The organism is Aldersonia sp. NBC_00410 (assembly GCF_026342035.1).
GTDB lineage: Bacteria > Actinomycetota > Actinomycetes > Mycobacteriales > Mycobacteriaceae > Aldersonia.
On the sequence record NZ_JAPENM010000009.1, the window covers coordinates 66,471 to 81,478 of the forward strand.

The window sequence follows — 15,008 nt, forward strand, 5'->3', positions numbered from 1 at the left end:
CGCCGTTCTCGTCAGTGACGTGACGCATCGATCACCTGAAGATCACCCTAGCGACACCGGAGCGCAAAATCGGCGAGCGGTTCGACGCGCGCGCCGTCGGCGTGCAAGGATCGTGGCGCAGCGGCGGGACTGCTCTACAGGAGTGCGCGCCCGTCGGTGCGGCAATCCGCCGTAGTGTAATGGCAGCACCTCTGATTTTGGTTCAGATAGTTCAGGTTCGAGTCCTGGCGGCGGAGCGCAGAGCCCGGCGCTGATCGGTGGATTCAGTGCCGGACCGAGCGGATCGACCGAAATACCGACGCTAGAGGGAGCTCAATGCGACAGCGCACCGCGGTCGTCGTTCTCGCCGCCGGAGCGGGGACTCGAATGCGGTCGAAGACCCCCAAGGTTCTGCATCCCCTGGCCGGACGGTCGATGCTCGCCCACGCACTGCACGCGGCGAACGACGTACACCCCGAGCACCTGATCACGGTGGTGGGTCACGACCGGGAGAAGGTGTCGACGGCAGTCGCGGAAGTGTCCGGCGAACTCCGTCGCAAGATCGATCTCGCGGTCCAGGAACAGCAACTCGGCACCGGCCATGCCGTGCGCTGCGCGCTCGCTGTGCTGCCCACCGACTTCACCGGCGACGTGCTGGTCACCTCCGCCGACGTGCCCCTGCTGGACGGACATACCCTCGAAGCCCTCGTCGAGGAGCATCGCAGCTATCCGGAGCGGCCCGGCGCGACCCTGCTGACGTTCAAGCCCGCCGACCCGAACGGCTACGGCCGGATCATCCGGTCCGACGAGAATCAGGTCGCCGAGATTGTCGAGCACGCGGACGCGACCCCGGAGCAGTCGGCGATCACCGAGGTCAACTCCGGTGTCTATATCTTCGACGCGACCCTGCTGCGGGCCGCGGTGGCGCGCTTGGGAACCCACAACGCGCAGCGCGAGCTCTACCTGACCGACGTGGTGAAGCTCGCTCGCGACGGCGGTCGCGCGGTGTACGGCGCGTTGCTCGCCGACCCGACCCGCGTCACCGGCGTGAACGACCGCGTGCAGCTCGCCGAGGTCGCCAGGGCGATGAACACCGTCATTCTGGAGCGGCACATGCGCGCCGGCGTGACCGTCATCGATCCCGCGAGCACCTGGGTGGACGCGGCGGTGCAGATCGGCCGGGACACCGTGCTGCGCCCGGGCGTGCAACTGCTCGGCGCGACCGTGATCGACGAGGACGCGGAGATCGGTCCGGACACGACACTGGTCGATGTCACCGTGGGTGCGGGCGCGAGCGTCGTCCGCAGCCACGCCACCCGCTCGGTCATCGGGGCGGGGGCCACGGTCGGCCCGTTCAGCTATCTGCGCCCGGACAGCGAACTCGGCGAGTCGGGCAAGCTCGGCGCCTTCGTCGAAACGAAGAACGCCCAGATCGGCGCGCACAGCAAGGTGCCGCACCTGACCTACGTCGGCGACGCGACGATCGGCGAGCACAGCAACATTGGCGCCTCGAGCGTGTTCGTCAACTACGACGGCGTCCAGAAGAGCCGCACCGTTGTCGGCTCGCACGTCCGAACGGGCAGCGACACCATGTTCGTCGCGCCGCTCGAAGTCGGTGATGGCGCATATACCGGCGCCGGTACGGTGCTGCGGAATAATGTTCCCCCGGGGGCGCTCGCCGTGTCGGGTGGATCACAACGCAATATTGAGGGTTGGGTGGAGCGGAACCGGGCCGATACGGAGTCCGCCCGGGCAGCAGCCCGGGCTCGGGCCGAAAACGAACAGCCGCACGAGACGCTCGGCACCGCCGGGATCGACAAGCGACAAAAGGATGGCGAAAACCAGTGAGCGTGTTCTCAGTCGACAACTCGAAGAACCTGATGCTGTTCTCCGGGCGCGGCCACCCGGAGTTGGCCGATCAGGTCGCGAAGGAACTCGACGTCCAGGTCACCCCGCAGATCGCCCGCGACTTCGCCAACGGCGAGATCTTCGTGCGCTTCGAGGAGTCCGTGCGCGGCTGTGACGCGTTCGTGCTGCAGAGCCACCCGGCGCCGCTGAACACCTGGCTGATGGAACAGCTGATCATGATCGACGCGCTCAAGCGCGGATCGGCCAAGCGCATCACGGCGGTCCTGCCCTTCTACCCCTACGCCCGCCAGGACAAGAAACACCGCGGCCGCGAGCCGATCTCGGCCCGCCTGGTCGCCGACCTGCTCAAGACCGCGGGCGCGGACCGGATCATCACCGTCGACCTGCACACCGACCAGATCCAGGGCTTCTTCGACGGCCCCGTCGACCACATGCACGCCCAGGGACAGCTCGCCCAGCACGTGCGCAACGGCTACGGCATGGAGCACGTCACCGTCGTCTCCCCCGACTCGGGCCGCGTCCGGGTGGCGGAGAAGTGGGCCGACGCGCTCGACGGCGCGCCGCTGGCGTTCATCCACAAGACCCGCGACCCGCTCGTGCCCAACCAGGTGAAGTCCAACCGCGTCGTCGGTGAGGTCGAGGGCAGGACCTGCATCCTGATCGACGACATGATCGACACCGGCGGCACCATCGCCGGCGCCGTCCGGGTGCTCAAGGAGGCCGGCGCGGGCGACGTGGTGATCGCGGCGACGCACGGCGTGCTGAGCGACCCGGCCGCGGAGCGGCTCGCCGCCAGCGGCGCCAAGGAAGTCATCGTCACCAATACGCTGCCGATCGACGAGAGCAAGAAGTTCGCGCAGCTGACCGTGCTCTCCATCGCCCCGCTGCTGGCGCGCACGATCCGCGAGGTATTCGAGAACGGCTCGGTGACGAGCCTGTTCAACGGCAGCGCGTAGGCCCGAGGTTGGGCCGCGTGTTCACCGGGATACCCGTCGCCGCACTCGATTTCTACGAGGACCTCGAAGCGGACAACAGCAAGGCGTGGTGGACCGCGCACAAGGACGTCTACGACCATTCCGTGCGCGAGCCGATCACCGCACTCGCCGCGGAACTCGAGTCGGAGTTCGGCGCCGCCAAGGTGTTCCGGCCCTATCGCGATGTGCGGTTCTCGAAGGACAAGACGCCGTACAAGACCGCGCAGGGCGCTTTCGCCGCGGTCGCGCCGAGCACCGGCTACTACATCCAGGTCGACGCGTCCGGGCTGGTCCTGGCCGGCGGGTGCTACCACGGGTCGACCGAGCAGATCGGCCGCTACCGCGCGGCGGTCGACCGCGAGGACCGTGGCAAGAAGCTCGAGCGGATCCTGGCCAAGCTACGCAAGGCGGGCTTCGAGATCGGTGGCGAGCGGCTCAAGACGGTGCCGCGCGGCTACGACGCCGACCACCCGCGTATCGAACTGCTGCGGCACAAATCGCTCACCGCGAGAATCAACGTCGGCTGTCCGGACTGGCTCGAGACACCGCAGGCACTCGATGAGGTGCGCGCGTCCTGGCGCGCACTTCGCCCACTCGTGCAGTGGCTGCACGAGGCCGTCGGCTGAGCAACCCGGCTCGAGTCCGACTACTTCGCGGTGGCGAGCACCAGCGCGAACCGCTCGTCCGGATCGGTCCAATGCCGGGTGATGGCGAAACCGGCATGGGCCAGTTCCCCTTCGAGCCCGGCGATTCGGAACTTCGCCGAGATCTCGGTGCGCAACTGCTCACCCGCGGCGAAGTCGACGGTCAGGTCGAGCCCACGCACCACGACCCGCATATCCCGGCTCGCCTCGAGCCGCATCTCGATCCACTCCTGCTCCGGATCCCAGATCGCGACGTGCCGGAACGCTTCGGGCTCGAAGTCGGCGTCGAGGCGGGCGTTGAGCACGCGCAGCACGTTACGGTTGAATTCCGCGGTCACCCCGGCCGCGTCGTCGTAGGCAGGTACGAGCACCGCCGGATCGACGACGAGTCCCGCGCCGAGCAGTAGGTGCTCGCCCGGATCGAGCACCTCACGCACGCCGGTCAGGAACTCCGCGCGCTCGTCGGGCACCATGTTGCCGATCGTGCCGCCGAGGAAGGCGATCATCCGCTTGCCGTCCCTGCCCTTCGGCCGCGGCAGGTGGTGCAGGGTGCCGGTGAAGTCGGAGACCACCCCGTGCACCGTCACATTCGGGAAGCGGTCGTTGATCTGCGCCGCGGCCTCCTCCAGCGCACTCGGCGAGACATCCTGCGGAACATAGGAATCCAGCCCCCCATGCGCGACGAAGGCGTCGAGCAGCAGCACCGTCTTCTCCGCCGAGCCGGAGCCGAGCTCGACGAGCATCTCCGGCGCCGCGGCCTCGGCGATCTCGCCGGCGACGGCGGTGAGCAGGGCGCGCTCGGTGCGCGTCGGGTAGTACTCCGGCAGCGTGGTGATCTGCCCGAACAGTTCGCTGCCCCGAGCATCGTAGAACCATTTGGGCGGCAGCCATTTCGGGTCCGCGGTCAGCCCGACGCGGGCGTCGTGGCGCAACGCCTCGGTCATCATGTCTTCGGAGAGATGGATTTCCAGCGTGGGCGCGGTCATGACTCCTGCTTCGCGAAGGGTTCGATACGGACATCGCCGGGGCGGGCGATGACCAGATGCCGGTCCGGAACACCGGTCCAGCCCGGGTCGTCGTCGTAGGGCTCGGAGGCCACGATGACTTCACGATCGGTCACGAGGACCGAAAGCGCGTGATAACACGTTGTCGCCCAAATTGTTTCGCCGTCGCCGAGCAGCAGGTTGAGCCGTGCCGCGGGCTGCCGATCGAGGATCCGCGCGCTCACCTCTAGCAACGCCACCTCGGGCTTGTGCACCCCGAGCACGGTGCGCAGCACCAGCCACAGCGCCGCCGAGTCGGTCGTGGCCTCCACGTCGAGAAGGTTGGGCACCCCGCATTCGGCCGCAACCGCGGCAAGGGTCGACCGCCAGTCCGGCACCATGCCGTTGTGGCTGAAAGCCCACTGCTCGTGCACGAACGGCGCGCAACTGGCGCGATCCACCGGCATGCCCGGCGTCGCCGAACGCACCGCGGCGAGCACCGCCGGCGCGGCGATCTGGCCGAGTACCTCCTCGACGGCCGGGTCGCTCCAGATCGGCGTCGGATTGCGATACCGCGTCGGGCTGGTTGCACCGGCTTGCCACCAGGCAATACCGAATCCGTCGGCGTTGATTGTACCGCCGCCGCGCATTTCCCTTGGTGCCCATGCCTGTACGCGCAGCGAGTGCGCCCCGCGGACGACAGGTTCGCCGACCGGGACCGCCGGGCCCAGGTATCCGAGATGCCTGCACATGCGCTACCGCGCCCCCACGCCCGCCGAGTTCTCAGCGGGGGTCAGGTCGCGCGCCAGCCGGAAGCCGGCGAAGATCTGCCGCCGGATCGGATGGTCCCAGTTGCGGAACGTGCCGCGACACGCGACCGAGTCGGTGCCGAACGATCCACCGCGCAGCACCCGGTAGTCGCCGCCGAAGAACACCTCCGAGTACTCGCGATACGGGAACGCGGTGAAACCGGGATAGGGCTCGAACCCTGACGCCGTCCACTCCCACACATCACCGATCAGCTGGTGCACACCCATCGGGGTGACGCCGGCCGGGTAGGCACCGACCTCCGCCGGTTCCAGGTGGCGCTGACCGAGATTCGCGCGCTCGGGTGTCGGGTCGCCGTCACCCCACGGGTAGCGGCGCGAACGCCCGGTGCTGGGGTCGAAGCGCGCCGCCTTCTCCCACTCCGCCTCGGTCGGGAGCCGCCGGCCCGCCCAGCGCGCGAACGCGTCCGCCTCGAACCAGCACACGTGCACGACCGGTTGCCGCGGCGCCACCGGACGCATCGCACCGAAGACCCTGCGCCACCAGTTCCCGTCGGTGTCGCGCTCCCAGAACTGCGGCGCCGTCAGGTCGGCCTCGACGCGGTGCTGCCAGCCCCGCTCGGTCCACAACTCGGGGCGGTGATAGCCGTCGTCGGCGAGGAACGCCAGGTACTGCTCGTTGGTGATCGGAGCGGCACCGATCGCGAAGGCGGGCACGGACACTCGGTGCGCGGGACGTTCGTTGTCCAGCGCCCAAGGCTCGGTGGAGGTGCCCATCACGAAATCGCCGCCCGGCACGATCACTTCATCGGCGACGGGCCCACCCGGCGGCGCCGCGGGCGGGGGTGGGGCGTCGAGAACCGCTCGGCCGCTGCGCAATTGGTGAGTGGCGAGCATCGTCTCGTCGTGCTGCTGTTCGTGCTGGGCGATCATCCCGAAGGCAAACCCGTCCCGCTCGAGCGGACGCCCGGCGAGCGCGCTGCGGTCGAGCACATCGAGTACCTTGTCGCGGACGGCGCCGACATAACCCCGCGCCTCGGCCGGGTCGAGCAGCGGGAGCGCCGGCCGATCCGGGCGCGGATGTTTGAATGCGTCGTATAGATCGTCGATGTCGTGCCGCACCGGCTCGCGCCCACCGACGTCGCGGACCAGCCACAGTTCCTCCTGGTTCCCGATATGCGCGAGATCCCAGACCAGCGGGCTCATCAGCCGCGAATGCTGCGCCACCAGGTCTGCCTCGTCCATGCAATCGGTGAGCCCGGCGGTGCGTTCCCTGCTGCGGCCGAGCACCTGCGCGATTCGTCCGCGCAACTCCTCGGTCGTCGGGGATGCGGTGCTGTGCTCGACGCTCACGCGGCGGCCTCCTCGATCGGGTTTCGTCCATTTCGGCAGCGCCGCGCCGCCCTGCTCAGCTGCGCCGCCGCCTCCAGGGTCGGGGCGTGCGCTTCGGCGAGGCGAAGCAGATCCACTGCGGCGGTGCGGATCTCCGAATCGGCAAGCCCGCTGCGGGCGGCGTCGACCCAGCGCGACGCCGTGGCTGCGGCGATCGCGGCGGCCTCGGCGAGCGGCTTCGGCCCGGACGTCAGCGCCGCGATCGCGTGGATCGGCACCGTCCAGGTATTGCCGGGTTGCGCGTCGATATAGCGCACCTCGAGGTGCCCGGTGGCGCGTACCGGCGGGAAAAGCGTGGTCAGGTGGTAGTCGAGGTCGGCCCAGTCGGGGCGGCGATCGACAAGGTCGTCGAGGTGACCGGCCAGCCAATCGGCGAACGTTGCGTCCCGCGGTGGCGTCCAGTCCGTGCTGCCGTCACGCCGGATGCACAACAGCGGCGCGGTGACCGCCCAGCGGACATACGCCCCGGCCGGATCGAGCGCGTCGATGGGTGGCGCGGTCCGGCCCCGATCGAGGTGCAGCCAGGTCCGCATTCGCTGGGATGCCCACGATCCGGGCGGAATGCCGTGCAGCACGGGGGAACACGCGAACGCCGCGAGCAATGCCGGCCCGATCGCGTCGAGTGTCCGCCAACGCGCGCCGGCTTCGGCGAGATCCACGCCCGCGTCGACGCTCACCTGCGTCGCGGCGGTGTTGCACATCATCAGCTTGCCGAACGGCCCGATCTGGAGGAAGCGGTTCTCCATCGCGCAGTAGCGCGGCAGCTGCAGCAGGCGTTGGGCGGGTCGATACTCGTCGGCGGCGGCGGAAACGAGACCGATGGAGTGGGGCCGCAGCAGTGTGCGCAGGAATTGTTCGTCGGCGCGGAGCCGGCCGCAGAGTTCGTCGACCGAGGCGGCGGGACTGCTGGAGATTTCGAGCTGGCCACCCGGCTCGACGGTGACAAGACCACCGTTCGGTAGCGGACGGGCGGGGCTGGACGGGGAGATGGATGTCGGCGCGTACGGCCCGAGGGCCGCGGCGAGGATCGTCAGATCCGGACGTTGAACGTGTGCCGGTGGGGACTGCGACGTCGGACAGTCGCCGTCGTCGACCGTCGTGAGCCATTCGAGCTCGGCCCCGATCAGTGCAGGCGGGCCCAGCTTGAAGCACACTCCACCGACAAACGCTTCGGCGGCGGCGCGCGTCGAGAGCGTGCCGGCCGGCATTTTAGTTGCCATCGTGACCTCCGATCCGAGGCGGACTGCCAACATCGCGGAACCCTAACCGGTGGGTCCGACACTAAATCGAAAACGACTCGCGCGCATCATCCGTTCACCTCCCTCCGCAATTTCCGGCACGCTCGTGGCGAGCCCGTCCCGACCACCTCGACCGGAAGGACACCGTGACCATCCTCGACCGTGGCCGCATTCGCGCCGCCACACCCGGCTGCCTGAACCAGGCGTTCTTCGACAGCGCGGGGTCCTCGTTGCCGCCGGACCCGGTGGTCGCGACGGTGACCAGCCATATCCGGCGGGAGGCGCAGGTGGGCGGGTACCGCGCCGCGAACGAGCGGCTCGATGACCTCGCCGGGGTGAAGGACGCGATCGGCGCGCTGATCGGAGCCGACGCGGACTGCATTGCGCTCAGTGACAGCGCGACCCGATCGTGGTCCGATTTCTTCGCTGCGGTGCCACTGACCGCAGGCGACCGGGTGCTGATCTCGGAGGCCGAGTACGCCAGCAACGCGATCGCGGTGCTGCAGCGGGCCCGCGCGGTGGGGGCGCTGGTCGACGTGGTGCCCAGCGACGACGCCGGACAGATCGACCTCGACGCCCTCGCCGCGATGCTCGACGAGCGCGTGCGGCTGGTCTCGCTGGTGCACGTGCCGACCAACGGTGGACTGGTGAACCCGGTGGCCCAGGTATGCGACCTCGCGCACGCAGCGGGCGCGCTGGTCCTGCTCGACGCCTGCCAATCGGTCGGGCAGCTGCCGATCGATGTCGCCGAACTCGGCGTCGACGCCCTGTCCGTCACCGGGCGTAAATGGTTGCGCGGACCGCGCGGGACCGGGTTCCTCTATGTGCGGCGCGGACTGCTCGACGCGCTGGAGCCGGCGGTCCTCGACCTGCACAGCGCCGAATGGACCGGCCTCGATTCCTACCGGATGCAGACCGATGCCCGGCGCTTCGAGTTCTGGGAATGCGATGTGGCCGGCCGGCTCGGCCTGGGGACCGCGGTCCGGTATCTGCTCGAGCTCGGGCCGGCCGCGGTGTACGACGCGATCGCCGAACGAGCCGAGCGGGTGCGGGCCGCCCTGCGCGCGATCGACGGCGTCGAAGTACGCGATCTCGGCCGCCGGCGCGGTGGCATCGTCTCGTTCACGGTCGACGGGCTCGACCCGGTCCGGGTCCGCGATCGGCTCGCCGCGCACGCCGTGACCGTCACCGTCAGCCACCGCAGTTCGACGCTGATCGACATGTCCCGGCGCAACCTCGACTCCGTCGTGCGGGCGTCGCCGCACTGCTTCGTTTCCGACGACGACATCGAGCGGCTGGGGAGCGCTGTCGCGGGCCTGGTTTGAGATTTCTCCGGGAACAGTCCGATGGGGTAGTCTTGTCGGGTTGTCTCGGCGAGGGTGCGGACGAAGCACAGGCTTCGCGCACCGTGATCGACGCGGCACGGCTCCTTTGGCCGTCCACGTTCGACCCCGCCTTGACGTGCAGCCACAACAGATCGATCGAACGTAGGAGCCGTTTCATCATGTCCGACGCAAGTCGCCTCAAGGCCATCGTCCGCACCGAGTTCGGTAAAGGTGCCGCACGTCGCACCCGTCGCGACGGCAACGTTCCGGCGGTCCTCTACGGCCACAAGGCCGACCCGCAGCACCTCGCAATCGACGCAAAGGCCTTCGCCCGCGTGCTGCGCGAGAACGGCACCAACGCGGTGCTCACCCTCGACATCGACGGCAGCGAGCAGCTCGCGCTGACCAAGTCCGTTGTCGTGCACCCGATCCGCCGCTACATCGAGCACGCCGACCTGCTCGTCATCATCAAGGGTGAGAAGGTCATCGTCGACGTGCCCGTCGTGGTGACCGGCGACGGCGCCCCCGGCTCCGTGGTCACCCAGGACGCCAACGTCATCTCGCTCGAGGCCGATGCGATGTCCATCCCCGAGCAGATCGAGTTCTCCATCGAGGGCGCCGAGATCGGCACCCAGGTGCTCGCGAGCGAGCTCACCCTGCCCGCAGGCGCAACCCTGCAGAGCGACCCGGAGACGCTGATCGTCAACGTCGTCGCGCCGGCGCTCGAGGAAGAAGAGACCACCGAGGAAGAGGGTGGCGAAGCGGCTGCCGCCGAGGAGTCCGCCGGCGACGAGTCGGCCGAGGGCTGATCTCAGTCCCTCGATGACCGAAACAGGTGCGACGCTCGTCGTCGGGCTGGGTAACCCGGGCCCTCAGTACGAGCGCACCCGTCACAACATCGGATTCATGGTCGCCGACGTGCTCGCCGAGCGCGTCGGCGGCCGTTTTTCCGTGCACAAGAAGTCCGGCTCCGATCTGCTGCAGGCGCGCCTCGACGGACGCTCGGTGCTCGTCGCGAAGCCGCGCTGCTACATGAACGAGTCCGGCCGGCCGGTCGGCGCGCTCGCCCGGTTCTTCTCCGTCCCGGTCGACCGGGTGATCGTCGTGCATGACGAGATCGACCTCGACTTCGCCACCATCCGGCTCAAGCAGGGCGGCGGCGAGGGCGGCCACAACGGTCTGCGCTCGATTTCGGCGGCGTTGACCAGCAAGGACTACCTGCGCACCCGGATCGGCGTCGGTCGCCCACCCGGCCGCATGGACGCGGCCGCCTACGTGCTCAAACCGTTCTCCGCGGCCGAGCGCAAGGATCTGCCGGTGATCTGCGAACAGGCCGCCGACGCCGTGGAACTGCTGCTGCAGGTGGGACTCGAAGCCGCGCAGAACCGGGTGCACTGAGCGCCGCTACGAGCAGTCACCTCGCTCGCCGATCTTGACCACCGAAAGCATTGCGTCGCCCTCACCGATCGGGGTGCCCGGGTCCGGACGCTGCCCGACCACCACCCAGTTACGGTCCGAGATCTGCATGCGTCCCGCGCCGGTGGCGTCCTCGCTGCGCGAGTAGAAGACACCCGCGGCCTGGATCGTGTCCTGTGCCGACTGCAGGTTCATGCACACCACCGCGGGCATCAGTGCGGACGCGGCAGGCGCAGCAACCGGCACGGCGGCTGCGGCCGGCTCGGCAATGACCGGGGCGGCGGGCACGGCTGCGACCGGACTCGGCGCCGCCGGTGAACCGGTCGACAGTTGCGCTGCCGACGCGGGTGTTTCGTCCTCGGTGGATGCTTCGAGCCCATCGGCGATATCCGCGACGATTCCGATGAGCAGGAAGGCGGCCGCGACGACGGCGGCGACGACCACCCCCTTGCGGACCGGTCGCGCGACTTCCGGACTTGGTGGCGGCGCCAGCGCGGCGCGCGTATCGCCGGCCAGAAATGCCGCGTTCGCGGCATCGGCGCGGGCCGCGAGCGCGGCGTTGGCGGCCTTCGTCCGCGCGGCGCGCTCACGGAGTGGCTTGGCCAGCGCGACGTACGACAGGCCCGCGGCGAAGATCAGGAAGACGACGACCTGGCCGAAGTCGAGCTGGACGACGCTGACGATCGCGAGCCAGGTGCAGAGCGCTGCGAAGAAGCCGGCGACGACGCGGAGGTAGGGACTGAGGGTGTTCATGGTTCCTGGCAAAGCTCGGGCCGCGGCCGCGGCGAGGATGGAGTCGACAGTCTGACGGGTGCCACCGACAACCCTCGTGCGGACGTCCGCGGCTCCGTACAGAGATCGCGCCGGCCGCCCGGACGTTTCACCGACCTCCCAGGCTCAGAGCAGCGCGAGGGTGTTGCCGCGGCGCAGCTTGCCCGACGACGTCTTCGGCAGAGCGCCCGGCCCGAGCACCGCCACCCGGCGCGGCCGCACGCCGATCTCCGCGAACACCTCGTGCGCGACCTCGTGCTCGATCCGTTCCACCTCGCCGCTGTCGTCGAACGCGTTGCTCTCCACCACCACCGCGAAACTCTCCCGCTTGTCCCCCGCGTCGAGGCGCACCGCCACCGCATTGCCCGGACGCACCCCGGTCACCCGTGCCGCGGCCCGTTCGATATCGGTCGGGTAGATGTTGCGCCCGCCCATGATGATCACGTCCTTGATCCGGCCGCACACCACCACGAGACCGTCCTCGGTGAAGTAGCCGACGTCCCCGGTGTCGAGCCAGCCGTCCGCGTCCTGGGCGGGTACGAAGCCTTCGGTGGTGACGTAGCCAGGGGTCACCGCCGGACCGCGCACCTGGATGACGCCGACCCCGCGGGCGGGCAGCACCCGGCCCTCGGCATCGACGACGCGTCCTTCGAGGTTGTCGACGAGGTAACCGAGGGTGGCCAGCCGGCGAACGGGACCCCGGTCGGTCGGCACCGCACGGCCGACCGCTTCGAGCAGTTCCGCGTCGACGGTGTCGAGCACCAGCCCCCGCCCGGCGTCCGGAACGGACACCGCGAGCGTGGTCTCGGCCATGCCGTACACCGGCGTCAACGCAGCGGGGTCGAGCCCGAACCGGGCACCGTCGGTGGCGAGCGTGGTCACGGTGTCCGGGTCGACCGGCTCCGCGCCGTTCCACATGTACCGGACCGAGCTCAGGTCCACCGCGCCGTCCGGTGCCTGCCGCAGCCGCCGGGACAGCAGCGAATACGCGAAGTTCGGTGCGGCGGTGACCGTACCGCGGTACTTCTCGATCAGCTCCGCCCACAGCAGCGGCCTGCGCAGGAAGTCCAGCGGCGTGATGCTGACCACCTCGGCGCCGTACTGCATTGGCACACTGAGGAATCCGACCATGCCCATGTCGTGGAACAGCGGCAGCCAACTGATCATCACGTCGTGGTTGCGGTCGAACTTGATGCGGTCGATCATCGCGTAGGCGTTGACGTAGAAGTTGCGGTGCGTGATCTGCACGGCCTTCGGCGCGCCCGTCGAACCGGAGGTCAGCTGCTGCAGCGCGATGTCGGTCTCCGTGGTCGGCAGCGGATCGGTGTCCGGCCCGGTGCGCAGGTCGGCGACGGTGACCACCCGGATGCCACGCTCGGCGAGCAGCGGGGCGGCCGCGTCGAACGGGTCACCGACGATCACCGCCCGCGCGTCGATCATCCGCAGCACGGCCTCGGTGTCGGCGGCCCACGCCACGAGGTCCGTCCGCGGGGTCGGCTGATGCAGCATCGTCACCGACGCCCCACGCATCCACGTCGCCTGCACCGCGGGCGCGATGTCGACGGGTTGCCCGGCCAGCACGCCGACCGCGTCACCGTGCCCGATTCCGGCCGCCGCCAACCCGCCGGCCATGCAGCGCGCGACCGCGTGGATCTCACCCCAGGTGTGCCGGACGGGTGCGTCGGGTTCGCCGGTCACCAGTGCGCGGTCACTGCTGTGTGCGGTCGCGTACATCTCGTCGGTGAACTTGCTCACGGGTGGGACTCCTCGTGCTCTTCCGCGGGGCGCGGTCCGTCTGCTCGGTAATAGCCGCGGACGGGTGCGCCCGTTAACGACGGTCCGGCATTCGTTCACCGGGCAATGCGGCGAGTAACCTGGACTATCGCGTGTGTCGACCCACGCACGATCCGTCTGCATCCAGAGCAAGAGGTAGGTCCTTGACGTCGCCGCTCCCCGCCGAAACCACGTCGGCGAAATCCGCCGGTGCCCTCGCCAAGGAGGCCGGCCGGCGGCGCACGTTCGCCGTGATCTCGCACCCCGACGCGGGCAAATCGACGCTCACCGAGGCGCTGGCGCTGCACGCGAAGATGATCTCCGAGGCCGGCGCGATCCACGGCAAGGCCGGCCGGCGCTCCACCGTCTCGGACTGGATGGAGATGGAGAAGGCGCGCGGCATCTCGGTGTCCTCCACCGCGCTGCAGTTCGAGTACCAGACCGCGGACGGTTTCAACGCGGTGATCAACCTTGTCGACACCCCTGGTCACTCCGACTTCTCCGAGGACACCTACCGGGTGCTCACCGCCGTCGACGCCGCGGTGATGCTGATCGACGCGGCGAAGGGCCTCGAGCCGCAGACCCTGAAGCTGTTCCAGGTGTGCCGCCACCGCGGTATCCCCGTCATCACCGTGATCAACAAGTGGGACCGGCCCGGCCGGGCGCCGCTGGAACTGCTCGACGAGATCGAGGAGCGCATCGGACTCACTCCGACCCCGCTCTTCCTACCGGTCGGCATCGCCGGCGACTTTCGCGGCCTGCTCCGCCGTGGACCCGACGGTGCCGCGCGGGAGTACATCCATTTCACCCGCACCGCAGGAGGGGCGACGATCGCGCCGGAGGAATCGCTGGAGCCCGGCGATGCCGCCGATCGCGAGGGTGAGGCCTGGACGACCGCGGCCGAGGAGAGCGAACTGCTCTCCGCGACCGGCCAGGACCACGACCAGGAAATGTTCCTCGCCGGGCAGACGTCACCGGTGATCTACGCATCCGCGATGCTCAACTTCGGGGTGCGGCAACTGCTGGAAACCCTCGTTGCGCTCGCGCCGCCGCCGCGACCGCGCGCCGGCATCGACGGCACCCCGCGCACCATCACCGAGCCGTTCAGTGCCGTCATCTTCAAGGTGCAGGCCGGCATGGACACCGCACACCGGGACCGCCTCGCGTTCATGCGGATCGTGTCCGGCACCTTCGAGCGCGGCATGGTGGTCACGCACGCGCAGACCGGGAAACCGTTCGCCACCAAGTACGCACTGACGGTGTTCGGCCGGGACCGCACCACCGTCGACGACGCCTACCCGGGCGACGTGGTCGGTCTGGTGAACGCCACCGCGTTGGCGCCCGGACACACGCTCTACGTGGACCGGAAGGTGGAGTATCCGCCGATCCCCTCGTTCGCGCCCGAGCATTTCGCGGTGGTGCGCGCGGAAAGCGCGAGCAAGTACAAACAATTCCGCCGCGGCATCGATCAACTCGATTCCGAGGGCGTAGTGCAGGTGCTGCGCAACGACATTCGCGGCGACGCCTCACCGGTGCTGGCCGCCGTCGGCCCGATGCAGTTCGAGGTGGTCACCGCGCGGATGAAGGCGGAGTTCAACGTCGAGGCACGGCTGGAGGGGCTCTCCTACGCTCTCGCGCGGCGCACCGACGCGGAGTCGGCAGCCGAACTCGGACGCCAACGCGGCGTCGAGGTGTTCACCCGAACCGACGGCGTGCTGCTCGCGCTGGTCAGCGACAAGTGGCGGTTGCAGTACCTGCAGAAGGAGATGCCGGAACTGACGCTGGAACCGCTGGTCGCCGCGGCGGACTGAACCGCCGAGGAGCCGGTTCGCTCGTCCCCGCCATCTCGCCGCACACATCCTGACGTACCGCACAAG

The 15,008-nt window shown here is 69.3% G+C and carries 13 protein-coding genes and 1 tRNA gene; 8 read left to right on the plus strand and 6 right to left on the minus strand.

What is annotated here, in order from left to right:
• Positions 1-165 precede the first annotated feature (165 nt).
• The 4 genes from OG921_RS20340 to OG921_RS20355 all read left to right on the plus strand — a co-directional run bounded on the left by OG921_RS20340 (position 166) and on the right by OG921_RS20355 (position 3,448).
• Positions 166-236 (plus strand) — tRNA-Gln (locus OG921_RS20340).
• Between the two features lie 79 nt (positions 237-315).
• Positions 316-1,827, plus strand: coding sequence for a bifunctional UDP-N-acetylglucosamine diphosphorylase/glucosamine-1-phosphate N-acetyltransferase GlmU (gene glmU, locus OG921_RS20345; protein ID WP_266114343.1), 1,512 nt, complete (start codon positions 316-318; stop codon positions 1,825-1,827).
• The gene (locus OG921_RS20350; RefSeq protein ID WP_266114344.1) at positions 1,824-2,804 is read left to right on the plus strand and encodes a ribose-phosphate diphosphokinase; all 981 of its coding nucleotides are present in this window, start codon (positions 1,824-1,826) and stop codon (positions 2,802-2,804) included. The genes glmU and OG921_RS20350 overlap by 4 nt, the downstream gene beginning before the upstream one ends.
• 17 nt (positions 2,805-2,821) lie before the next feature.
• Positions 2,822-3,448, plus strand: a complete 627-nt coding sequence (locus OG921_RS20355; protein WP_266114345.1) for a DUF2461 domain-containing protein — start codon at positions 2,822-2,824, stop codon at positions 3,446-3,448.
• A gap of 20 nt (positions 3,449-3,468) precedes the next feature.
• Here the strand turns inward: OG921_RS20355 and egtD are convergent, their stop codons facing one another.
• Genes egtD through egtA form a run of 4 tightly spaced genes read right to left on the minus strand, consistent with a single transcriptional unit; the run spans position 3,469 to position 7,828 of the window.
• Positions 3,469-4,452, minus strand: coding sequence for an L-histidine N(alpha)-methyltransferase (gene egtD, locus OG921_RS20360; protein WP_266114346.1), 984 nt, complete (start codon positions 4,450-4,452; stop codon positions 3,469-3,471).
• Positions 4,449-5,201, minus strand: a complete 753-nt coding sequence (gene egtC, locus OG921_RS20365) for an ergothioneine biosynthesis protein EgtC (protein ID WP_266114347.1) — start codon at positions 5,199-5,201, stop codon at positions 4,449-4,451. The genes egtD and egtC overlap by 4 nt, the downstream gene beginning before the upstream one ends.
• A 3-nt stretch (positions 5,202-5,204) precedes the next feature.
• Positions 5,205-6,569, minus strand: coding sequence for an ergothioneine biosynthesis protein EgtB (egtB, locus tag OG921_RS20370; protein WP_266114348.1), 1,365 nt, complete (start codon positions 6,567-6,569; stop codon positions 5,205-5,207).
• A complete protein-coding gene (gene egtA / locus OG921_RS20375; protein ID WP_266114349.1) occupies positions 6,566-7,828 on the minus strand; it encodes an ergothioneine biosynthesis glutamate--cysteine ligase EgtA in 1,263 nt (420 codons plus the stop codon). The genes egtB and egtA overlap by 4 nt, the downstream gene beginning before the upstream one ends.
• A 170-nt stretch (positions 7,829-7,998) precedes the next feature.
• On the opposite strand from egtA, the gene OG921_RS20380 reads away from it, so the two are divergent.
• From OG921_RS20380 to pth, 3 genes are all read left to right on the plus strand, one after another.
• Positions 7,999-9,171, plus strand: a complete 1,173-nt coding sequence (locus OG921_RS20380) for an aminotransferase class V-fold PLP-dependent enzyme (protein WP_266114535.1) — start codon at positions 7,999-8,001, stop codon at positions 9,169-9,171.
• 179 nt (positions 9,172-9,350) lie between these two features.
• Positions 9,351-9,980, plus strand: a complete 630-nt coding sequence (locus OG921_RS20385) for a 50S ribosomal protein L25/general stress protein Ctc (protein ID WP_266114350.1) — start codon at positions 9,351-9,353, stop codon at positions 9,978-9,980.
• A gap of 13 nt (positions 9,981-9,993) precedes the next feature.
• A complete protein-coding gene (pth, locus tag OG921_RS20390; protein ID WP_266114351.1) occupies positions 9,994-10,569 on the plus strand; it encodes an aminoacyl-tRNA hydrolase in 576 nt (191 codons plus the stop codon).
• Between the two features lie 6 nt (positions 10,570-10,575).
• Here pth and OG921_RS20395 read toward each other — a convergent pair whose 3' ends face one another.
• A complete protein-coding gene (locus OG921_RS20395; RefSeq protein WP_266114352.1) occupies positions 10,576-11,340 on the minus strand; it encodes a hypothetical protein in 765 nt (254 codons plus the stop codon).
• A 144-nt stretch (positions 11,341-11,484) separates the two neighbouring features.
• Positions 11,485-13,113: a fatty acyl-AMP ligase gene (locus OG921_RS20400; RefSeq protein ID WP_266114353.1), complete on the minus strand. Its 1,629-nt coding sequence runs from the start codon at positions 13,111-13,113 to the stop codon at positions 11,485-11,487.
• 182 nt (positions 13,114-13,295) lie between these two features.
• Here OG921_RS20400 and OG921_RS20405 point away from each other — a divergent pair, with 182 nt between their 5' ends.
• Positions 13,296-14,942 (plus strand): peptide chain release factor 3, encoded by a 1,647-nt coding sequence (locus OG921_RS20405; protein WP_266114354.1) that lies wholly within the window; start codon positions 13,296-13,298, stop codon positions 14,940-14,942.
• The last annotated feature ends 66 nt before the right edge of the window (positions 14,943-15,008 follow it).